At 41.1% G+C, this 22709-nt stretch carries 19 protein-coding genes; 11 read left to right on the top strand and 8 right to left on the bottom strand.

Features of this window, described 5'->3' with window-relative positions; genetic code table 11:
- Positions 1–874 precede the first annotated feature (874 nt).
- The 6 genes from cas10 (at position 875) to cmr6 (ending at position 9225) form a co-directional block, all read left to right on the top strand.
- Positions 875–3913, top strand: a complete 3039-nt coding sequence (gene cas10 / locus IM485_RS13125; RefSeq protein WP_287743575.1) for a type III-B CRISPR-associated protein Cas10/Cmr2 — start codon at positions 875–877, stop codon at positions 3911–3913.
- Positions 3886–5013, top strand: a complete 1128-nt coding sequence (locus IM485_RS13120) for a type III-B CRISPR module-associated Cmr3 family protein (protein ID WP_287743573.1) — start codon at positions 3886–3888, stop codon at positions 5011–5013. Before cas10 ends, IM485_RS13120 begins: the two co-directional genes overlap by 28 nt.
- 442 nt (positions 5014–5455) lie before the next feature.
- Positions 5456–6235, top strand: coding sequence for a type III-B CRISPR module RAMP protein Cmr4 (cmr4, locus tag IM485_RS13115; RefSeq protein ID WP_287743571.1), 780 nt, complete (start codon positions 5456–5458; stop codon positions 6233–6235).
- Positions 6236–6244: 9 nt separating this feature from the next.
- Complete coding sequence (locus IM485_RS13110; RefSeq protein WP_287743569.1) at positions 6245–6808, top strand: Uma2 family endonuclease; 564 nt, start codon at positions 6245–6247, stop codon at positions 6806–6808.
- Between the two features lie 20 nt (positions 6809–6828).
- Entirely contained in the window at positions 6829–7218 is a 390-nt protein-coding gene (locus IM485_RS13105; protein ID WP_287743567.1) for a hypothetical protein, read from the top strand.
- A gap of 63 nt (positions 7219–7281) precedes the next feature.
- Positions 7282–9225, top strand: coding sequence for a type III-B CRISPR module RAMP protein Cmr6 (gene cmr6, locus IM485_RS13100; protein WP_287743565.1), 1944 nt, complete (start codon positions 7282–7284; stop codon positions 9223–9225).
- Between the two features lie 273 nt (positions 9226–9498).
- On the opposite strand, the gene IM485_RS13095 is transcribed toward cmr6, so the two are convergent.
- Positions 9499–9771, bottom strand: coding sequence for a lipopolysaccharide assembly protein LapA domain-containing protein (locus IM485_RS13095; RefSeq protein ID WP_104395665.1), 273 nt, complete (start codon positions 9769–9771; stop codon positions 9499–9501).
- Between the two features lie 331 nt (positions 9772–10102).
- Positions 10103–10555 carry a hypothetical protein gene (locus IM485_RS13090; RefSeq protein ID WP_104395960.1) on the bottom strand — a complete coding sequence of 151 codons (453 nt, stop codon included), beginning with the start codon at positions 10553–10555 and terminating at the stop codon, positions 10103–10105.
- A 232-nt stretch (positions 10556–10787) separates the two neighbouring features.
- Here IM485_RS13090 and IM485_RS13085 point away from each other — a divergent pair, with 232 nt between their 5' ends.
- The 5 genes from IM485_RS13085 to IM485_RS13065 all read left to right on the top strand — a co-directional run bounded on the left by IM485_RS13085 (position 10788) and on the right by IM485_RS13065 (position 15654).
- Positions 10788–11639 carry an alpha/beta fold hydrolase gene (locus IM485_RS13085; protein ID WP_104395664.1) on the top strand — a complete coding sequence of 284 codons (852 nt, stop codon included), beginning with the start codon at positions 10788–10790 and terminating at the stop codon, positions 11637–11639.
- Between the two features lie 337 nt (positions 11640–11976).
- Entirely contained in the window at positions 11977–12285 is a 309-nt protein-coding gene (locus tag IM485_RS13080) for a DUF6679 family protein (RefSeq protein ID WP_002735547.1), read from the top strand.
- 162 nt (positions 12286–12447) lie between these two features.
- Positions 12448–12909, top strand: a complete 462-nt coding sequence (locus IM485_RS13075) for a cupredoxin domain-containing protein (protein WP_287743560.1) — start codon at positions 12448–12450, stop codon at positions 12907–12909.
- Complete coding sequence (gene cax, locus IM485_RS13070; RefSeq protein ID WP_002751443.1) at positions 12906–13991, top strand: calcium/proton exchanger; 1086 nt, start codon at positions 12906–12908, stop codon at positions 13989–13991. The genes IM485_RS13075 and cax overlap by 4 nt, the downstream gene beginning before the upstream one ends.
- 43 nt (positions 13992–14034) lie before the next feature.
- Complete coding sequence (locus IM485_RS13065) at positions 14035–15654, top strand: S8 family serine peptidase (protein ID WP_104395662.1); 1620 nt, start codon at positions 14035–14037, stop codon at positions 15652–15654.
- 88 nt (positions 15655–15742) lie between these two features.
- On the opposite strand, the gene IM485_RS13060 is transcribed toward IM485_RS13065, so the two are convergent.
- The 6 genes from IM485_RS13060 to IM485_RS13035 form a co-directional block, all read right to left on the bottom strand.
- Positions 15743–17011: a DNA cytosine methyltransferase gene (locus tag IM485_RS13060; RefSeq protein WP_287743556.1), complete on the bottom strand. Its 1269-nt coding sequence runs from the start codon at positions 17009–17011 to the stop codon at positions 15743–15745.
- An 85-nt stretch (positions 17012–17096) separates the two neighbouring features.
- Positions 17097–17735 (bottom strand): HEPN domain-containing protein, encoded by a 639-nt coding sequence (locus tag IM485_RS13055; RefSeq protein ID WP_287743553.1) that lies wholly within the window; start codon positions 17733–17735, stop codon positions 17097–17099.
- Positions 17736–17749: 14 nt separating this feature from the next.
- On the bottom strand, positions 17750–18988 hold the full coding sequence (locus IM485_RS13050) for a DUF262 domain-containing protein (RefSeq protein WP_104395660.1): 1239 nt from the start codon (positions 18986–18988) through the stop codon (positions 17750–17752).
- A gap of 284 nt (positions 18989–19272) precedes the next feature.
- The gene (gene guaA / locus IM485_RS13045; protein ID WP_002789801.1) at positions 19273–20898 is read right to left on the bottom strand and encodes a glutamine-hydrolyzing GMP synthase; all 1626 of its coding nucleotides are present in this window, start codon (positions 20896–20898) and stop codon (positions 19273–19275) included.
- A gap of 140 nt (positions 20899–21038) precedes the next feature.
- Positions 21039–22166 carry a cobalt-precorrin-5B (C(1))-methyltransferase CbiD gene (gene cbiD, locus IM485_RS13040; RefSeq protein ID WP_104395659.1) on the bottom strand — a complete coding sequence of 376 codons (1128 nt, stop codon included), beginning with the start codon at positions 22164–22166 and terminating at the stop codon, positions 21039–21041.
- A 191-nt stretch (positions 22167–22357) separates the two neighbouring features.
- Positions 22358–22588, bottom strand: coding sequence for a HepT-like ribonuclease domain-containing protein (locus IM485_RS13035; RefSeq protein ID WP_104395658.1), 231 nt, complete (start codon positions 22586–22588; stop codon positions 22358–22360).
- Positions 22589–22709 lie beyond the last annotated feature (121 nt).

Raw genomic sequence — 22709 nt, 5'->3', positions numbered from 1 at the left:
TGGCTTTCAAGACTCGGTTAACAATCTGTAATATTCCTTGTTGACACCCTTACTGACAAAGAAAAAACTGAAATCAAGTCAGGATAAGGGTTGGAGTGCTTACTGAAAAAATTGTTAAGAAAGATCCCTATAAGGGATAGCTTGATAAGGGGGGTGCCGATAGGTGGGGGGATCCCCCCTTAATCCCCCCTTAATAAGGGGGGCATCTGATAATTTTTAACGCCTACCTACTTAAATACAAAATTTCAATCCACAATTTAAAGCGTGTTTCCATTCAATTAATTTCTAAGCACGAATAGAGAGGTTAATTCATGAATTAACCCTACAAATGTTTCCATTCAATTAATTTCTAAGCACGAGTAGAGAGTCCGGCACGTTGCCAAACCATTTATTGAAAAACTAGACGTTTCCATTCAATTAATTTCTAAGCACAAGCAGAGAGTCAGGCAGTTGAAAACTTGAAGTCGGGAGAATCCATTTGTTTCCATTCAACTAATTTCTTCAATAAGTATAGAGATGGGGTTAATGTAACATTACTATAAATATCTTGTCAAGTTTCTATTCAATCATCCTATAAAGTCGCCCTAAAAGGGCGAGGCTTTAAACCCAATTTTTCGGTAAATCAGCCATATAAACCGCCAAAATCTCCAGCCTGTGGTATGTCGAGGGATTTTACCGGATAAAGAGTTTGCATAGACAAAAAACTATCCAAATATAATAATCATAGAAAAAAATCTATGTTAGCAGAAACTCAGACAGGATAAGCTTTTGAAGCCTTTTACTAAAAATCTTTTAAATACCCTGTTATCTTCAAGGATTACTAGGGCATATTAAGTGTAACGAGAAGATCAGTCGGCAAAAAGTTGAGGCGTTTGTGGCTCTGGGATACTGGCAAGCGAAAATCTGGGGACTACTACACGATCCCGTCTTCAAAGCCTTACATAGCAACTCAGGACGGGATGATAACAGCTTCTGGAGAGATTTAGAAGTAATGAAGTTGTGGGGAAAATATAACCCCGAAGAATCGACTAAAAAAATTCTTAAACAAATCAAACTAGCTGACCATATCACCTCGGCCAGTGATCGAGTGGCGATCTCTAGTTTAACCCAATTCGTTAACTACGATCAACAAACAGGTCTAGAATTGCGTCATCTCCTCTCCGGAGAACCCTTAGATCTCAAATTAGCTAACACAACTCATCAGAAAATCGCTTCTAACCGCACGGATTACTTAAAAGAACAAGAAAACCGACTATTTAACCAAATTCCCGCCAGACTACGCACAGGAATCTCAGAAAACGAAGCTAAAGAACTATTTTGGTGGTTATGGCGCTGTCTTCCCCAAGCAGCGGCGAAATTACTCGATGACGAAAATCTGCTCCTAATGCCCGCCGAAACCAGAATACCAGACGGATCGATCTGGAGTCATGCCAGTTTAACAGCGGCCATTGCCGGGACCCTAGCGGGATATGATCTCACCTCCGAAGATGTGGTCAATAAATGGCCGACAGGAAAACAATTATCTCACCCTTATCTCGTTAGTTTCAGCTTTTCCCCAGTCCAAGAACTAATCAAAGCCAGCCGCAAAATGGGCGATTTTTGGGCAGGTTCCTGGATTCTGCACTATTTATCCGCTAAAGTCTGCTGGCAACTCGCCCAACAATACGGCCCCGATAGTTTGATCTATCCCTCTCTCTACGCACAACCCTTAATCGATCAATGGTTATTAGAAAAATACCCCGATTTTAGCTCCTGGATCGACCCACCGGGCGATCAACAATTACTAACCGCCGGATTTCCCCACATTATTATCCTCGTCTTGCCCAAAGATAAAGTCGCGGCGGCTATGCAAACCGCCAAATCTAGCCTATTAAAACAATGGAAAGAAATTAGTCGGCAAGTTTTCGAGGAATTGGCAAAACGTCACTGGATGCCCAAATTAAAAGAAAATAGTCGTACCTGGGACAGTTGGTTAAATGCCCAATGGCAAACCTATTATGTGGGGGTTCCCATCGGTAGAGAAGACCAACCCCTCATCAGTGGCGAAATTTACAAAGAAAACGAAAATATCGACGAAAATCAAGCCGAAGCCCCAGAAAAAGCGCAAAGCTGGCCAGATAAACAAAACGAACTTTATAATCTCTACGATAAAAAAGCTCTATTTTTAGAAAAAGAGCAGGAATTTCTGCAAAAAGCCGGAGAATTACGTCTTCAGAATTGCAAAAAATATCCTTTTAGCTCTAATGTTGGTTCTTGGTGGAGTAGTGCTGTCGAGCAAAACCTTTCTGCCCTTGCTGCCGTCAAAAATGCCCGCGATTGGCAGATTCCCACCGCTTTCGGTCCCCGTTCTACCATTTCTGGACTCGGACCCGTCGTCCATCCCGATGGTGACAACGATTGGATAACTGAAGGTCAAACACAACAATATTGGCAACGAAATGCCGGATTATTCGATGGTATCGAACAACTCAACGCCACCGAAACCGTTAAACGTGGATTACACCTAATCCTGCCAAAACTCTTAAAAAATAGCGGCCAAAAGCGTCTAGATGCCGCTTATCCCGATTTAACTGTGGGAGTCGCCGGTTATCTCAAAACAGGTGGTGATATAGACTATTTCCATCGAGTTTGTCGCACCATCTCCCGTAAGCTAAGAAAAGACGGTAAAAATATTCCCTCAGCACTTACCCAACCGTGGGGAATCCCTTACATTGACGATCACATCGAACCGGAATATAAACGTTATCACCCTCGATTTCTTAATGCGGGATGGTTAGTAGAAGAACTAGAGATTGCCGATGAAGAAGTGGCTAATTATCGCCATCAATTAAGCCAATTAATTGACCAAAACTATCCCAACAATAACCCGGCTGATTGGTATGTTATCGCCGCAGGAGATGGTGACGAAATGGGGGAATGGTTAAAAGGCCAAAAAATGAAACCCTATCGAGAATATATCCCTAAGTCACTTCATCAATACGCCGATCATCCCCCGACCGAAACCGATACCCTAGAAAAAGAAGTGCAAAAAGCTTTTGCCGATTTTGTCACCCTCGATAAACCCATGGGACCATCTACCCATAGCGCCCTCAGTCGCGCCCTTTTAGACTTCTCTAATCAACTCGTTCCCTATCTCACCGAACAACGCTATGCTGGACGCTTAATCTATGGTGGTGGTGATGATATTCTTGCCTATACTAATCTCTGGGAATGGGATAAATGGTTATGGGATATCCGCCAATGTTTTAAGGGAGAAAAAGACCCCCATGGCGAATTTAATAACGCTGGTGACTATTGGCAATGGGAAGGCGAAAAACCTCCCGAAAATCTCGCCAAACGTCCCCTATTTACCATGGGAAAGCGGGCGACTATCAGTTTCGGTATTGTCATCGCTCATCATTCTGTACCCCTCGCTATCGCCCTAGAAAATCTCTGGGAAGCTGAGAAAAAAGCCAAGGAACACGCCTATAAAGGCTTTGACGGCAAAAAAGTCAAAAAAGACGCTGTACAAGTGCGCGTTCTCTACGGCAACGGAAACATTCTAAAATCTACGGCTAAGTTTGATGTTTTTTATCAATGGCAAAAACTCTTAGAATTGAATTTAGATGCCAGTATCTTTGAACAAGCTGCTACAATTTGGGAACAACATCCCGCACCAGTACAAGAAGCGATTTTTCCATGGACAAAAGCCTTCTGTAGCCGTCGGGAGAACTTATCAGAAAAACAAACAGAGAAGATTCAAAAAGAACTTGTCAACTTTCTAGATAGCCTTTGGCAAACTACAGAAAACACACCAGAAGTTCTTAATGAAGCTATCAACAATTGGCTTAAACTAGCAGCTTTTATGACTCGAAAAAGAGAGATTAAGATCGGAGATTCACTGTCATGTATTGGTACACAATCACTCCCCTAGATGTTCTTCTCCTCCGCGATGCGAAACCCTTTAGCTCCAAGGAAACAGCCTGGGTGGGAAGTACATTTCCCCCCAACAGTTACACGATCGCCGGGGCTTTAAGTGCTTTACTGGATCGCTCTAAAAATGGCTATTTTAGAATCACCGGTCCATTCCTATCTTTTGCTGGAGATACTTTATATCTACCCCGTCCTTTAGGATTCGCCAATTCTGATCCATTAATTCCTATTTCTTGGAGTGATAATTTAACGATTTCAGAAAACCATATATTTTGGGATCGATTGAAACCCGCCCCTTTAGCTAAGACTGAACTTCGCAAAAATTGCCAAAATCGAGAAAATCAAGAGGAAGAAGAGAACGAAGGTAAATATCGTCAGTATCTACCTTTTGAAGTTATTCTCGATTATTTAAAAACAGGAGCGATCGATCCCTCTCAATGGTTAGTCAAGCACGAAGGAGAAGATAAACCCTGGCGAGAAGAAATTCGTTCTCATAACGCCATAAAACCGGGAAGCAAACGGGTAAAAGATGCCGATGGATACTTTGTGGAAAAAGCGATCCGAATGCTATCCGGTTGGAGTATAGCGATCGGAATCGATGTTAATATTCCCACTCCCACAACTTTACGGTTAGGAGGAGAAGGACACCGAGTTATGCTGGAAAAATGTGATGAGTTAGGTCAACAATGGCAACAATTAAAACAACAATCTGAGGAGAACTTTAAACAAAGAAAAAAAGCGATCGCTTATCTCGTTACCCCCGGGATTTTTGAACGCCGTCACGATAATAATCAAGCCATGTGTCGCTCTTGGCCCTGGGAATGGAAACTCGCCCATACTGTTAATAGTAATCAGAAACCTGGACATTTAGTCAGTGTCGCAACCGATCGATCTATCCCGATCAGTTGCCGCATTCAATCAAAAGAAAATATTAGCATTCCCGCCCCCCAAGTCTTCGCCGCCCCCCCGGGTAGTCAATACTATTTAAATCAACCCGAGCGCCTATTTCAAGATCAGCCCGATAGTCCCGAATATCACCAACGCTGGCGCAAATTAGGCTACTCAGAATTACTTTGGATAAACTATAAGGAGAATAGTTAACCTACAGGATCGAAATAGAAGTGCTGAAAATTGCGTTAATGATTCTGATGACAAACAATCAAAATGGTCATTATCTCACTTAAACAGAGACTTTTAGCTCTCTTAGGTTTGGTGGGTAAAATGTATTCTAAGATACAGTCTTGCTGTCTCTGGAGTGGTTCCTTCCACTCCAGAGACAGAGGACACAAAGATTGATCGCTTCTATAGTTAAGTTAAACTGATCAAACAAAGAATAAGAGAGCCGACTTTTTGCCCTTACTCGTTTGATTACTCCATGATGCCATAACTTCTGGGGCCAATGCCCTTCAAACTGGTGACAGAAATCATCTACAGGATCAAATAAAGCATCTAAACTAAATATTAGGACAGGTTATCGGAATTTTAGGTTACTTTCAGCTTACTAACCGTCCTTTTCCTTATCCTGAACTCAGGTTAATTAATCATGAACTTAATTCACTTCTATCTACTTTCTCCCCTACACACCGGAGGGATGACTCAAGAAGGGAATCTAGTCGGTATTGCTCGTGAATCCCATACCACTTTACCCTATGTTCCCTCCAGTACGATTCGCGGGAAAATCCGTTCTTTAGCTACCGAAGAAACCCTAAAATTTAAGTTATTCGGTAATGAAATCGATCGAAATGCAGAAAACTTGGTACAGGGAGACATCTGGATAGGAGATGGCTCGATTCTCTGGTTGCCCATCTCTTCTCTAAGTCACGGTGTCGTCTGGATCACTTCGCCTTTACTTCTCCGTCGTTGGACAAGATTAACTAATCCTCGTCTGACAATTCCCCCCGAATATAGCTGTAGTTTTAAAAGAGCTAACAGGAACGTCTATCTCAAGGATGCCATTCTCAAGGATAATGATCTAAAAGACTGGTCAACTTGGTCAAGTTTTATTCCCCAAAACTCTGTCAGCAGTGGCATTAATCAAGTCTTAGTATTACCCGATCAGCATTGCACGACTCTCATTCAAATGAGTTTATGGCGACAAGTTAAAATTAAATTAGATGAGCATAAATCCGTCGATGGTGGACTTCGTTATGAAGAAGCTATTCCCCCCGATACCTTAATGTATTTTCCTTGGGGTGTCACCTCTCAAGCTAATCAAACCAAACAAAAATCCCAAGCTGATTTTAAACGGTTATTAGCAAATAATGACATTATTCAAATCGGTGGGCAGGAAAGTTTAGGACGCGGTTTTGTGCAACAATTGTAGAGGTAATTTATGACTGATAATCTTGCCTTAGCTAAATGGTCAGTGGTCGATTATCATCGCATGATTGCGGCGGGAATTTTAATTGATCGGCGTGTAGAATTACTGAATGGAGATATTCTCGAAATGAGTCCAGAAGGCCCTTTACACAAAGATAGTGGAGAAGGATTAGCTAATTTTCTCCGTCAACATCTCAAGGATAAAGCATGGGTAAGAGAAGTTGGACTCATTACCCTAGAAAACTCAGAACCTGAACCCGACATCGCTATAGTTTTTCCCCCTCGTTCTCGCTATCGAGATCATCATCCCCATGCCGATGAAATTTTTTGGTTAATCGAAATTTCTGACTCAACTCTCAGTAAAGACTTAACCGATAAAAAACGCATCTATGCCCAAGCTGGTATTACAGAATATTGGGTAGTTGCTATCAAAAATCGAGAGATTTATATTTTCCGTCAACCGATAAATTCTGATTATCAATATCAAGAAAAATTTACTACAGGAACTTTATCTGCCGTCGCATTTCCCGATATTGTCATTTCTCTTGATGCCCTTTGGTCAGGGAATATTTTTTAACTTTTGGAGCCAAAATAACCGTGACATTCGACCCTAGAACGATTAGCAATCTCGTGTTCAATGCTTTAGAAGAATTATATTTAAATACTGGTGATGATAGTCGCCGCAAAGAACAAAAAAAACAAGCTCTTGAACTTTATACCTATCTTTCGACTTGGGGAATGATGCGCCTAAAAGCTGAGGAAACTACCCTAAATCAAGAAGGAAAAAAAGAGGTCGTTAAAAAGTATTTTCAATGCCTAGAAGAGTTATCTCAAATAAATAATCTTTCTAATTCTCAAGGATTAACTACTCTCAAAGATTTATCTACCGATGATTATCTGGGTCTAACGGGTTTAGGCTTGGAAATCGCCCAAGAATTTAGCTTCTGGGCTAACGCCATCTATTCCGATGTGGAAAGTGGCGACTAGCTCAGATAAATTATCACCACAGTTTTGATCATTCATTCAACCAGAAAGGAAATTATAATTATTATGTCCCATAGCCCCTTACCACCCCCTAATCGCCCCCAAAAACCCACCCTAAAAAATCCGGCTATACAGCAGCAAAATAACCACCAACCCCCCAAAAAGCCTCCTAGTGGCGGCGGCGGCAATAATAATCCTCCTCAACCCTCACCCTGGTTAAACGCCGAAAAGGAACCTCAACCTGACCAATCAGCCAGTTTTGTCGAATATCTCCGTTGGATGCGTGCTGCCGACTATCCACACAAAGATGCGACTAAAACCCAAATTCTGCAAACAGCCCAAGAAAATGCTAACTACACTCAGCGTCTTGACCAACTCAATCAACGTACCCAACTGTTAGCGAAAGACGGAATCACTTTTCAAGTCAAATCCACCTGGCGTATTCGTGTCGGTGGTCATCGTGGACCGGAAAGTATTCTTTTACCTGCCTTTGATGCCCTCGGAATGCCCTATATTCCATCTAGTACATTGCGCGGTGTTGCCAGAAACCAAGCCATCCGAGAAATCATGGCGGAAAATAATCTGGAATGGAAAGAAGCTGTGGAAAAAACCACTCTCTATTTTGGTGATATAAACGCCAAAGAGAAAAAAAATAAAACGGGTAAAGTTATCTTTTTTGATGCCTATCCTTTACCGACTAAAAATGGTGGATTAGAAGTGGACATGGCTAATAATATTTGGTCATGGAAAGATGATTCTACCCAATATTCTCCTAACCCTAATCCTTTTTTGTCTCTCAAAGAACCAACTTTTTTAATTGGTTTACGTCTAGCTAGTAACTGTGAGGATAAAAAGATACTTGAACAGGTAAGACAATGGCTTAATAAAGGGCTACAGCTTGGTATAGGTTCACAGGTAAATAGTGGTTACGGTGAATTAAAGCCAATTGATGATAATATTCATCCTGATAATAATAAAAATGACAACGATTCGAGTTTTTATCGATTAAATTTCGAGCTAGAAGGTCAATTAATTCATGGTTATCAACGATTCACCCAATGGCAATGGAATCACCGACGCAATGAATGGCAAATGCGGAGCGCACCCGTTGCAGAAGTTCGTCCGACAGCCTTTAAATCGATGCTGCGATACTGGTTTCGTGTTTTGGCATCTGGAGTTTTACCTATTAACGAAGTTCAAAAGATTGAAGCTGAATTATTTGGAGGTATTAATCCTAAAAAATACGGTTATCTACAAGTGAATATTCTTGAGGGTAAAGTTACCCAAAAAGAACCTCGAACCAATGCTCAGGGTAAAAATGACCCTTGTGGTGAACAACGGGGAACTTTAGTCTTATCTTTATCTTCTGAAACCCCAAAAGATAAACAAGAAGATGTTAAAAAATTAGCTAAATATTTGCTTTGGTTTTTAGCTGATATGGGTGGTATTGGTCAAGGTGCAAGACGACCTAATTATTCTCGCAAAACTCGTGAATACGCCCCCTGGTTTCGTGGTTCGACATTGTATATTGACAGTGAAGAAGATTTTTGGGCAATTGCCAAGGATGTGCAGGGGTTTAAACAACAATTTCAGCAAAGATTGCAAGATTTTTATGGTATTTTGGATAAAATTAGTGAAACCAATATCAATACTAATAATCTCAGAACAGTAGATCAAGTTTCACAAAATCAATGGATTGATGCGGCCGATAGTAACTGTCAAATTTTTGTCTGTGCAGGAAATGAACAAAGAGGTAAACCCCATGCTTTAGCGATTCTTCACAGTGATACTTTGAAAATTACCGGTAAAAATGGTCAAAGAGAATATGATGGTAATCTCTGTGGTAAAGTCAGTGGTGGAGCTAAACCTTCTCCCGTGTGGATTGCTGATTTAGGAAATTACCAGATAGTTACTGTATTCGGAGCGACGGTAGCTCCTCGTAAAAATTTCGTCAGTGAATTGAAAGCTAAAACTATTGCTGAAAATTTCGCTCAAATCTTCCCTTTATAATCCTAGGCTGTGGGAAGTGGGTTTTTAAAGTTCGCTTGGGAGTTAACCAGACTATTAAAAACGGATTTGGTATTATAACCTTAAGACGCATTTAACCCGCTTATTCTTAGATTAGCCGAACCTCCCCCAATCCCTTTACTGTTGCCTTTTGCCTCTTGCCTCGTCTCAACAAGCAATTTAAATTACGAACAGCTTAACCTTGCACCTGTTTGGAAAAAAAGGGATTGAAACCTTTAACTGGACTGAATTCTAATTTTATTCAGTCAGTCCTATTCAAAAATCCAATTCGTCTAACTCCGATTGTGGGGAAGAAAAGCGACTGCGAGGAGATTTTTTCGACTTTCTGAAAAAAGCGGGAATAATTGCGGCGATAAAAAATCCTATTCCCAAAGAAAAAGCCAATAAAATGCCGATGGGTACCTTAATTGACTCAAATTGTAGAAACTTTAAAGAAACTGGTTGGATATTTTGGATAGCAAAAACTGCCATAGTCATAATCCAACCACCGACAATAGCACTAGCTAAAAAATTAGTGATTGTATTCATGTTTGTCCTCGCCAGGTTTGTAGGAGATTTTTTAACCTTTTGTAGGCTAAGTAGGTAGGCTTGAAAAATTATCAGATGCCCCCCTTATTAAGGGGGGACTAAGGGGGGATCGGCACCCCCCTTATCAAGGGGGGCAGGGGGGATCGAACCTAAAATCCATTTTTAATTTAATTATAACCAGCTACTTAATTTACGAGTTATATCCCTATTAATTTAACTTTCCTGGGGCGGAAATTACCGTTAATTGACTAAAACGTTACAATTGTCGATCGATCTCGAATAAATCTCGATCGCGATAATATAATTGTGGCCTGATCGCCCTAAGCTAGAGCTAGTAAATATAAATAGCACCCTGTTGATTGATGTTAAAGGTGGTATAACCGGGGGTACTCCCCGGAACTTTGGTAACAGTAATCGTGACTAAATTATCCTGATTGACTTCTACGGCATAGATTAAACTGGAAGAATCGCGATCCGAGGCGGCATTAGCCCGATTAATCAGAATATATGCTGGAATTACCAAACCTTTTAGGGTTGTCTCCGTACCAGGAGATAATAATTGGGGAGAGGAATTAATATTGGCCGATAGGTCATAATTGAGGTCAATATCGGTTTGATTGATAATTTTGATCTCCACGGGACGACTCATATTCACCCTAGCAACCGGCTGCCAAGGACCCGGTTGAAAGGTGGTAGCGGGGGGATTTTGAGCGGGTAAAGAAGGGGGAAAAGCTAATCCCAGACTTAACACGAGGGAAAGAGTCAAAAAGCGATCGCATTTCATAGATAAATCCTGGTCTAGGGTTTTCATCCTATTTTAGAGAGGTATCTCCAGTGTTTTATACTTTAAGTAGAAGCTTTTGAAATTGTCTATAGCAGTGATCCATCAGCTATCGGGGGAATATCCCAACCCTCCCTGATTTTGCTCTATAAACAAGGCTAAATACAGTTATTTTTCCCTAGAAGTTTTCCTAGTAACCCCTATCAACGGTTTAACTTAGGTTGAGATTGATTATATGCCTACCATCGACATATCGGGAGTATCCCACAGTTACGAGTTATTTTCGCCCCAAGGAGATAAACCGGTTTTAGTCTTTATACACGGTTGGCTGCTGAGTCGTCACTACTGGCAGCCTTTGGTAGATATTCTCTCCCCAGACTATCCCTGTCTAGTTTATGATCTCCGGGGCTTTGGCGACTCCCAAAAAATCACCTCTAACAGTCCTCCTAGCAGTTATAACCTTGAATCCTACTCCCAAGACGTTATTACCCTTCTTAACCGCTTAAACCTCGATGCTGCTTGGTTAGTCGGTCATTCCCTCGGTGGTAGTGTTGCTTTGTGGGCCGCGGATAGCTGTCCTGAACGCATTAAAGGGGTAATCTGTATGAATGCCGGCGGCGGCATCTATCTAAAGGAGGAATTTGAGCGATTTCGGGAAGCCGGAAGACAGATTTTAGAGAGAAGACCGCCCTGGTTGCCCCATGTTCCCTTGATTGATGTTTTATTCTCGCGGATGATGGTCAAGCAAACCCTAAGTAAAAAATGGGGCAAACAGCGAGTGATTGACTTTGTCCGGGCCGATTACCAAGCGGCCCTAGGGTCACTTTTGGAAACCACCACTATCGGCGAAGTTCATCTTTTACCCCAGATTGTCTCCCGTCTCCCGCAGCCGGTCTATTTTCTGGCGGGGAAAGAGGACACGATTATGGAAGTTAAGTACGTTAACCATCTGGCCAGTTTTCATCCCTTGTTTGAAACTGGCGGCAACATGATTGAGTTATCCGATTGTGGTCATTTTGCCATGCTTGAACAAACAGCAGCGGTGGCCGAAAAGATGATGGCTATTTTAAATCAGCATCGGGGTTAGGAGGTTGAAGTGTTGAGGTTTTAGTGGAAATTTCCCTATCTCCCCATTTCCCGATTCCATCCACAGATACTGTTATGAAGTGAAAATTTATGTAACAATGACTCTATAAGGGCGATTTTTTACCGATCGCCGAGGCCGTCTATTAATCGAATCGATGTCTTTGAAGAACGTAGTCCCAAACTGGAAACCTGACTTTCCTTCCCCATTCTTGCCACTACTAGCGGAATTTTTCTCCTTTTTGTGTTACCCACGGGAATTTTTGAGCTATTGCTGAGATTGGCATTTTGTCACTTCCCGTTAGTTGAATTCAACAAAAGAAGCTGTTTAGGAGCAATTTATGTTACACCGCAAGATTTATCAATTCTGTATGGATGGTCAGGAAGTCTGCATTTTCTTGCGCGATCAGCAAAGATGGATTGATAATGCTCGTATTATCGATCTAGAAAGCGATCTCGTCACCATTCGCTACGAAACAGAAGAAGAAGACGAGATTAGTTCTTGGGAAGAAATGGTGCGTTTAGAAAGTATTGGTGCGGTGAGCAGAAAACTGGCCTCCGTGTCGCGGACGAATCCTGATATTAATGTCTCGGAAGATTGTCCGGAAGCAGAACAACTTTATCCTCATTCTCCCGATAGCTTAGATTAATTTTGTCGATTTAAATTACAGTGGCTAGAAGTCCCGAGGTTTGAACAGTGGCCAAGGGACTTTTAGGGAATGGAAGGGAAGGCAGCCAGTAAGAATCACCACTTGTTCTAAAATTATCGTCAAAGCCGCCAGATTTTCTCTATTATCAGCTGCAGGAGCAAAATGAATTCTAATCCCTACTTCGCTGGCAAGGATATCTATCAAAAATTTGTGGCAGTAGTAATAATTTTAATTAGTTGTTGGTTAGTGACTTTTCCCGCCTTCGCTGCATCCGCCCCTCTAGAAGTTAAAATTAGTCTAGGCTCCGGGCAAGGAGAATTAAAATTCTTTCCTAGTCAATTAGACTTTATTGCTGGGCAAAAATACAAATTAATCCTCGATAATCCCAGTCCCACTAAACATTATTTTACCGCTAAAGACTTCGCTGATGCTAGTTGGACTCAGAAAGTTGAAGCGGGAAAAGTGGAGATTAAAGGGGCAATTCACGAACTAGAATTAAAACCTAATGCACAGGCAGAATGGGTGATAGTTCCCCTCAAAACTGGTAAGTATAAATTAATCTGTACTATTCCGGGTCATGCCGAGGCGGGAATGGTGGGAGAAATCGCCATTAATAACCCATGAATTTAAGAAAAATTGTCTCCTTTGCTTTCCTATTATTTATTCCCCTATCGGTGGTCGCTAGTCGTCTTAATTGGGGAGATCAAGCTATTTTTATCACTGCCGCTTTATCGATTATTCCCCTGTCAATTTGGTTAAGTACGTCTGTGGAAAGAGTTGCCGTAGTCACCGGGCCAACTTTGGGAGGATTAGTTAATGCTATCTTTGGCAATACTACCACTTTAGTTATTGCCTTAATTGCCCTAAAAAAAGGCTTGGTGGACATCGTACAAGCAAGTATTACTGGCAGTATTCTCAGCGATTTATTATTATTTATGGGCATGGGAATGCTCACGGGAGGAATTCGCTACAAAGAGCAGGAATTTAAACCGATTTTAGCGCGGGTAAATGGTTCTTCCATGACTTTAGCAGTAATAGCGATCGCTTTACCAACTTTGGTAATATATACTTCTAACGTGGTGGAAGTTGCCGATATTCTCAGTCTTTCCCTAGTTACCGCTACGGTTTTATTAATAGTTTACGGGTTAACTTTATTATTTTCCCTGAAAACCCATAGCTATCTCTACGAAGTGGGATTAAGTAACGAAAATACCCCCGACAATCAGGTTAGTGAGGAAGAAAAAGCTCAAGTCTGGATTTGGTTACTTGTGCTGCTTACTTCCACCGTAGCTGTAGCTTATGAGTCGGATTTATTTGTTGATGTAGTGGAATCGGTGATGGAAGGATTTAATCTCACTCCTCTCTTTATCGGGGTGATTTTCATTCCTTTAATTAGCGATGTTTCTGGAATAGTTACCGTCATTCAATTAGCCCTAAAAAATCAGATGGATTTAACGGTTTCCGTGGCTATGGGTGATAGTTTATTGGTGGCTTTATTCGTGGCACCTTTATTAGTTTTTATCGGTCAATTTTGGCAGCAACCGATGGATTTAAATTTTAATCCCTTTAACGTGGTGGCTTTGATTGTAGCGGTGGTTGTCACTAATTTAATCAGCTTTACTGGTCGTTCCAATTGGTTAGATGGAACCCTATTACTAGCCACCTATTTAATCTTGGCCGTGGCTTTTTATTACCATCCCACCTAGCCAAAAAAGAGATTTAGGTATTTTCTGATATTTCTGTCTTAGAATGGATCAATATCACCTTACTGCCGCAGGATTGCTGATGATGAAAAGAGGGTTTTGGTTTGTCGTCGGGTTAGTAGTAACGATAATTCTGCTTCCTTCCCTAGTTCTTTCTAATTCCATCGGTGAACAGGGAATTTATGCCGATCGCCTGCGGGGGGAACCCTATAATTTATTAGGGCGAAAAATTGCCATCGGTCAAGTGGAAATCGGCCGACCGGCTCAGTTCGGTTATGATAAAGTGGCAGCTTGGCAGCCTCCCTATAAATTAGCCGGTGTTTTTTTTCGCGATCAAATTGCCAAACCCAACACCTATCTAGATAATCACGCCGCTATGGTGGCAACGGTGATGGTCAGTGATGATAAAAAAATCCCCGGAGTGGCCCCAAAAGCGAGATTATATTCGGGGGCGGTGGGTTCTTTGCGACGCGGCGGACAACCGGAAGAATGTCTTACCAGTCAAAATATTGCCCGACAAAATAGCGGTGATGTGCGAGCAATTAACTTTAGTTTTGGGGAATCTTTGCAAAGAGATCAGCGACAGGAACCAAAATTAGATGGTCAAGCTTTATTAACTCAATGTGTTGATTGGTCATCGCGAGTTGATGATGTTCTTTATGTAATTGCCGGTAATCAAGGTAAGGGAGGAATTCCCATTCCCACCGATCATTTTAACGGCATTACTACCGCCTATACAGCCAAAAGAGAAGGAAAATTTACTAAAGTTGATTTTGCTAATATTAGTGCTTTGCCGGTGGGTATTGGTCGCAGTTTAATTAAACGGGAAATTAATGATGGTTTGCGGCGGTCAATTAATTTAGTTGCCCCCGGCAATAAAATAGAGCTTTATGACCTCAAAGGTAAATTAAATACTGTTAGTGGCACCAGTTTCGCCGCTCCTCATATTACGGCATCCGTGGCACTTTTACAAGAATACGGCGATCAACAAATTAATCAAAAAAATCCCCATTGGAGTCTCGATTCTCGTCATCATCAAGTGATGAAGGCAGTGATGCTTAATGCTGCCGATAAAATTAAAGATACGGGTGATGGGTTACGGCTAGGTATGAGACGGACAGTCTTAACTAAAGACCAAAAAACTTGGTTAGAGTCCGATGCTTATAAAGACCCGAAAATTCCTTTAGATATACAGATGGGGACGGGACATCTTAACACTTTTCGCGCCTACCAACAGTTTAGTAATGGTCAATGGTCCGCCGCAGAATCTATTCCTGCTATTGGTTGGGATTACGCTACAGTTACCGCTAATAGTTATCAAGATTATGCCCTAGAGAAGCCCTTAAAAGCTAATAGTTTTGTTTCGATAACTTTGGCTTGGGATCGTTTGGTAGAACTAATCGATACTAATCGCAATAATCTCTATGATATCGATGAAAGTTTCCAGGATCGCGGCCTGAATAATTTAGATGTTTATCTTTTACCTGCCCAAGAGGATAATAATACTAAATACACCTGTGCTTCCCTGAGTGATAGTGATAGTTTAGAGCATATTTTTTGTCCTGTACCCATCTCTGGAAAATATAAAATTCGGGTTCAATATCTTCAACAAGTTAACGATATTGAACAAGCTTTTGCTCTTGCTTGGTGGACAGTTCCCGAATAATAAAAATGATAGTAAATCCTGTTTAAAAAGTATAGGAGAGTGGGAAGATGGTAGCGAGTTTGTCAAGTTCGATTGGCAGTTAATCGTACTATCTCTGAGAGACACTTCGTTTTCTTTTCGGGATAACATCGTCAGAGATTCCCCAATAGTTTGATGCCTGAGACATATTATATAGCAATAAGTCTTCGGGCATTTTTTCTAAAATAACTCGGTTGAAATTGGCTGGATTAATATTCATTGCTCCCATCACAGCATCACCAAGTTCTTTCGATAATAGCGGAATAACTGCATTACCAATCTCACGAAAACCATGCCATATTGTGCGGTGAAACTGAAACCAATCGGGGAATGTATGTAATCTGGCGGCTTCTCGTACAGTAATACAACGAGGAATAGAATAGTGAATAGGTCTAGGAGCAGTATAGGCCCCTTTGTCGCTATTAGTTCCGGCCCGGAGAGTGTTACATAAACCAGTGGGAGAAAGCTTGAAAAAGCGACTTTTTGGTTCCACTGTACCCGGTTCGGTTACGATAAATCTATCAATTGATCTTTGGGTATGAACTGAGCCTATATGTCCATAGATTTTTGTATCTACTGTTCTTTGATGGCAAAGTTTAAAAATATCCCTTGGCTGCACTGAATATTTTTTCCTCTTACCACTATAATCTAATTTTGATGCGGGTATGCCTAAATCAGTATCGATAAAGGCTGGTATTAATTCTAAATCTGAAATCGCATCATAGACGCTGGTAAAAGCTGATTTTTTGGCTGGGTTTAAATCGACGGTCTTTGTCAAAGGATATTTAGCCATCGTCACATCTTTTCGACTACCAATTAAGATTAATCTTCTGCGCTTTTGTGGTGCGCCGTATTCACTGGCATCAAGGATTTTAATCGGCTGATTAATTGTATAGCCAATAGCTTCAAATTCAGAGATTAACTCCTCTAAAAATTGTTTATGTTTACCCGTAGCCATGCCGGGGACATTTTCAAAGATAAAATACTTGGGTTTAATTTCCCCTACAATCCGCAGATATTCAAATACAAGAGAATTTCTAGGATCATCTATTTGTCGTTTACCGATCAGTGAAAAACCTTGGCAGGGGGGACCACCAGCAATTAAACTAACATCGGTGGCATAGCCTTTTAGTTTTAATAATTCCCATATTTCTCTACTTGTTACTTTGGCTATATCCCGGCAAATAGTTTGACAATAGGGAAAGTTAAAATGATGAACCAAGGAATGGACTGCATCAAACTCCACCGCTACAGCAATATCAAATCCCGCCGCTTCTAGACCAAGGGACATCCCACCGCAGCCAGCAAATAAATCGATCGCAATTGGTCTATGTTTCACTTTGATGATTAGCTCTCTATTGTCTGCCTTTTATTATACTGTATTTCTGATATAATTAACAATTTAAGTTTTATTAAGAGTGGAATTACTTGAGCAAGTTAGTAATCAATTGATCGACTTTCTCTAATTCTTGAATAATTTGTTTAACTCTCTCTAATTCGTCGGCAGGGTTAGGCGTTTTTTTCGTTTTTATTCCCGAAGAATGAGCGATTTCACCGCGTTCTTCTCCAAAAGTATTCATATTGGCTAACCAAACTTTATCTAAGTCATCACTATCGATGCCGATTGGTAAGAGTAATTTTAATAGGTTAGTTTCTTTAATCCCATGATTTTGATCGATAACTGATTTAAAACATCTAATCACTATGTCAATTTTTTTAGTTATTTTCAGTTTGTCTAGGGAGACATTTTTGTTACCTTTAAGAGGAGTAATGGTATCGGGAGGATTTTCCATTTCTTGACCAGAAAAAGCGATTACACATAACAAAACTCCACTAGCTTTACCTTGATTATCCCAGATATTTTTTGCTGTCTGTACTGTATCCCAAACTCGATCTTCAAGATAAGATTCAATCTCAGCATGAGCAAAAACTCGATAGGCAAAAGTTAAAGCTAATTGTCTTTCAGAATATTCATTTATCTCGCTAAATTTACGAGGTAGGAATTGTTTTTTTAGTCGATTCAATTCTTTGGTTAGTTGTCTAAATCTCAGAGATTTCGGCATAGTAAAAAAACTAACTATCTTAACCCCTTAAAAATAATACGATTGTCTTCCATCTGAGGAATATTGAAGTTAATATCTAATACTTCTGATAAAGCTTGACCCCATAAATGAAAACGATCATAGGTTGATTGTTTAGTATTTGTACTAATTAATACAGCATTTTTAAATCGATCAACGGCAGTACGACATAAACTTTTAAATGCTTCTTCTACCTGTTCTTTGTTTGTCTCGGCAGCTGCTCTCATTAGATCATCGCAAAAGTAAAAAACCATCACATCTAAAATTGCTCGATTGAACTGACTTCGATAAGTTGCCGATTCAGGCAGCCAGAGACGGGAAAAGTTTTTCTCTCCAAAAATATTAATCGTTGTCTGGACAGCTTTTTCAAATTGATCAATAATATTTTTGATTTCTTCTGAGTTTTGATCCCATCGAGCATTAAGCGAAACACAAGCATTATCAAGAAATTTTTTAAGATCACCGCGATAATCGGATAAATAATAATGAAAAGCTACATAACGCAATAATATATCAGTGTCGCGCATCCGGAAATCGGGATAGGAAGATTTAAATATTTTCTTTAATGCTTGACTTTCGATCGCTCGATCATCTAAAAAATTAATAAAACCTCCTGGGTGTAATGCTTGTCTTAATTCTTGAGAAGACAAAGGGGTATTTTCCACATTGAGACGCAGAAAAATTTTATGGAGGAAACTCTCCGTTTTCCAATTACGGATAACAATCGTGCGGATAGTTTGATTATCCAGTTGGTCTAAGAAATCATTTAAATTGAAGTCATTTTTTAGATCTTGATATTGGCAGCCATTGAGATCATCTAAAAATTCTAAATCTTTTAAAGTAAAACTATTATTAGGTGTGTCACTGTCACCATAAAACTGTAAAATTGTTAGTAGGCGTTGTTTGCCATCAAGAACGATAAATTTACCTTTTTCCTTGTTATTAGTAGCTAAGACAATCTGTGGGACTGGAAACCCTAGAATTAGGGATTCAATAAATCGACTTTTACGAGTAATATTCCAAGCATCTCGTCTTTGAAAGCGCGGATTGAGTTGAATATTTTCTCGAATTAATTGATCGCGGATCGTTGCGGTAGTCCAATCACTGCTGGCAACAACAGTGTCGGAGATTTCTTTGAGTTGTAGCTTTTTTTGGTTTGCTGATTCTCCTGCAATATCTTCTTCTCCGGCAAAATCCACCGCTTCTATTTCTTCCCACATCTCTAACTGTGCCATGGTAGTAATTAATCTCCTCAATTGTCTATTCTGCAAAAATCCCGTCCCAATATTTGGACGGGAATAACGATCAATCAAGGCTCTTCGTTACTTGGTATGGTTCGATAGGGGGGCATAAATCGACTAAATCCTTATCTGGCAAGAGATTTAATTGGTTAGTTTGCTCCAGATCGCAAACAATTGACAAAAATCGCGGTAATGTCTGTCTCTATAAGGGTTTCATTCCTTATAACCCCCGTCCATTGCATAACACAAACCGAAGAGCCTCAATCAATAATTCAATACTACTCCCATTCTATAGTTCCGGGGGGCTTAGAAGTAATATCATAAACCACGCGGTTAACTCCCTTAACTTCATTGACAATGCGATTAGAAATTGTCTCCAATAAATCATAGGGAACCCGCGACCAATCGGCGGTCATTCCGTCTTCACTGCTGACTAAACGTAGGACAATGGGGTAAGCGTAGGTACGTTGATCTCCCATCACCCCCACACTGCGGACAGGTAATAAAACCGCGAAAGCTTGCCAGAAATCGTGATACATTCCCTGCTTATTAATCTCGTCGCGCACCACCCAATCTGCATCGCGCAAAATATTTAATTTATCTGCGGTTACTTCCCCTAAAATGCGAATCGCTAAACCGGGGCCAGGGAAAGGTTGACGACGAACAATTTCTTCCGGAAGACCGATCGATCGACCTAATTTTCTCACCTCATCCTTAAATAATTTTCGCAGGGGTTCGACTAATTTAAACCGGAGATTTTTCGGCAGTCCACCAACGTTATGATGACTTTTAATTTTAACCGCGACTCTTTCCCCAGTTTTGGGATCCACATTACTATCGGCCGATTCAATCACATCGGGATATAAAGTTCCTTGGGCCAGATAATCAAAGGGTCCCAAACGATTCGATTCTTCTTCAAACACCTGAATAAATTCATGGCCGATACGACGGCGCTTTTCTTCGGGATCGGTGACACCGGCCACTTGCGCTAAAAATCGCTTTCTAGCGTTGACATATTGGACTCCGATATGGAATTGCTCGTTAAATATCTGCATTAATCGTTCTGGTTCACCCTTACGCATGAATCCCTGATCGATAAACATACAGGTTAGTTGATCACCGATCGCTCGATGCAACAGGAATGCTAAGGTAGAGGAGTCCACACCGCCGGATAAAGCCAATAAAACTCGCTTATCGCCCACTTTTGCCCTAATTTCTCGGATCGATTCCTCGACAAAAGCTTCCGTGGTCCAAGTGGGTTCGCATTTGCAGATATGATAGACGAAATTGCGAATTAAGGCGATTCCTCCCACAGAATGGACAACTTCCGGGTGAAACTGCACTCCAAAGAGTTTTTTCTGGTGATCGGCAATGGCCGCACAATCGGTATTATCGGTATGAGCGAGAATTTCAAAACCCGCAGGCAATTCCACGCAGGAATCCCCGTGACTCATCCAAGCGGTGGAACCGTCCTCGACATTGGTTAATAAATCGGTAGGATCGTTGATAAATAGGGATGCTTTGCCGTATTCGGCCCGTTTTGCCCGTTCTACCCTGCCTCCTAACTGCTGTACCATCAACTGCATCCCGTAGCAAACTCCGAGGATGGGTACACCTAAATTCCAAATTTCGGGATCACAGTGGGGCGCCCCCGGATCATAGACGGAATTGGGACCGCCCGAAAGAATTATTCCTTTCGGGTTGATTTGGGCTAATTGTTCGGCGCTGGTACGATAGGAGAGAACTTCGGAGTAAACGTTCGTTTCCCGGATTCTGCGGGCGATTAATTCAGAATACTGGGAGCCAAAGTCAAGAATGATGATTATTTGACGATTAAGGCTATTAGTGAAGGACTCTGAGGGCAAAGTCTCTTGGGGGGTGGGAAGGGGGGTTTGAGTTGTCACTACGATCAAGAAAAGAAACTGGCAGGAAAAGGTTAAAGATTTGTAAACTAAATCGGCTATTGTTCTGAAAATAAGCTACAATAGTATCGCCTTATTAGTTTCATTTTTTAAGACTAAATATTCCCACGATCATAGCACGGTCACTGGGGAGTAACTGGTAGATTTTGCAAAAATTTAAGGCCATTTTCGCTTTTGCTGATCAAAGAACGAGAGCGATCGAATAAAATACAACCGACCCCAAGATGACCGTTACTGTGGTTATAAACGTATTCTTGGCAACGGCGATCTATAGTATTAGCCATTTCTCCATAGATGCGTTCCACCCAATTATCTCCCGTTTGCCGGTCTAATTGACGCAGATATTCCAGACCGTTTTCGCTGGTGCTACTGTCAAAAATTTGCCGGAGATGGGGGGTAGCTAAACCCATTTTAGCGGCGTAGGCGGTGAGAATTTCCCGACGACCATCGGCCAGATGATGGTGAGTCTGAAAGATTCCCCCGGCAAGTTTAATTAATTTACCGTGATAACCAAACAAAAGAATTTCAGAGATTCCCTGTAATTGTGCCTCTAATAACATCGGCCCGATCCAATTGGCTGTTTTTACCAAAATATCAGGATTAATGCCCATTTGAGGGGCTAAATCTAAGCCATTTTCCCCGATACAAAACACCAAGCGATCGAAACGAAGAGATAAAATTTTTAATTGCTCGCGAAAGATTTCCAGCTGTCCAGGAGCGCTCAGGGGTTGGGAAATGCCAGTGGTACCCAACAAGGATAATCCCTCTACCACGCCAAAAGCGGCGTTAGAAGTCCTTGTGGCCAGTTTTTTGCCTTCTGGCAGGATAATCGTCACTTTGATGCTTTCTTGGGGCAGTAACAGGGGTCTGAGGTTTTCTTGCAGCAGACGCTGGGCATAACTATAAATAGCTGATTTTCCACCATTATCAACCTGTAGGCCGATTCCTTCGCCGCCTTGAATCTCTATCTCTTGATTACCCGTTTTTCTTTCTACTAACGCCCATATAGGGGTATTTCTAGTTAAATCTAAATTATCCCCCGGATCGCTGCGGGTGATGGCTAGGGCAGCATCGGGGTTCAGTCGGGCAACTTGTTCGATGGCAATTGTAACCGTTTCTGGCGGTTCTAAAAGATTAAAAGTAACGGAATTTAGCTCATTTTCGCCGTGGAGATGCTGGAGAGATGCGATCGCACTGGCACAGGCAAAAACCGGTAAAGTGTAACCTGAACGGGGTGGGGAGATAGACATGAATAGGGTCGATAGCCAATCAAATTAGCCGTGATCTGATTATAGAACTAGGGGGCAACCGCTGCTATTTTTGATGATTCTTTGACATCCTCACCACGCTATCTTTTTAAGGATAGTGGCTGAATGGGTTTGATGCTTGACCAAAAAAATGCCTAATGGCTTAGGTCTTACCTCCATGTTGTCAACTGATTTTAATGATTTTCATTAGCAATAATTTGCTGAATTTGTTGTTTTAATTTAGGTAAATTATCTTTAATAACTCCCCAAACTTCATCTATATTGATTCCCGTGTAGCTATGGATTAAAATATCTCGAAACCCTGCAATTTTACGCCAAGTAATTTCAGGATATTTTTTTCTAATCTCAGGAGAGAGTTGTTTAACAGCTTCTCCAATGACTTCAGGCTCTACCGAACCTGTCATGCAAAACTATCAACAACTCATGCTTGTAAAGTTTGTACAATAGGGCTTTGAGTTTTTGTTAGATTGATATTTATCAACTTTAGAGCATTGCTGGACAGAGAGGGAGCTTGGGGAATTTTCT

Source organism: Microcystis sp. M169S2 (assembly GCF_020245865.1).
Classification (GTDB): Bacteria; Cyanobacteriota; Cyanobacteriia; order Cyanobacteriales; family Microcystaceae; genus Microcystis; species Microcystis ichthyoblabe_A.
Note: the sequence above shows the minus strand (reverse complement) of the source record. Positions and strands in the feature narration are given on the sequence as shown.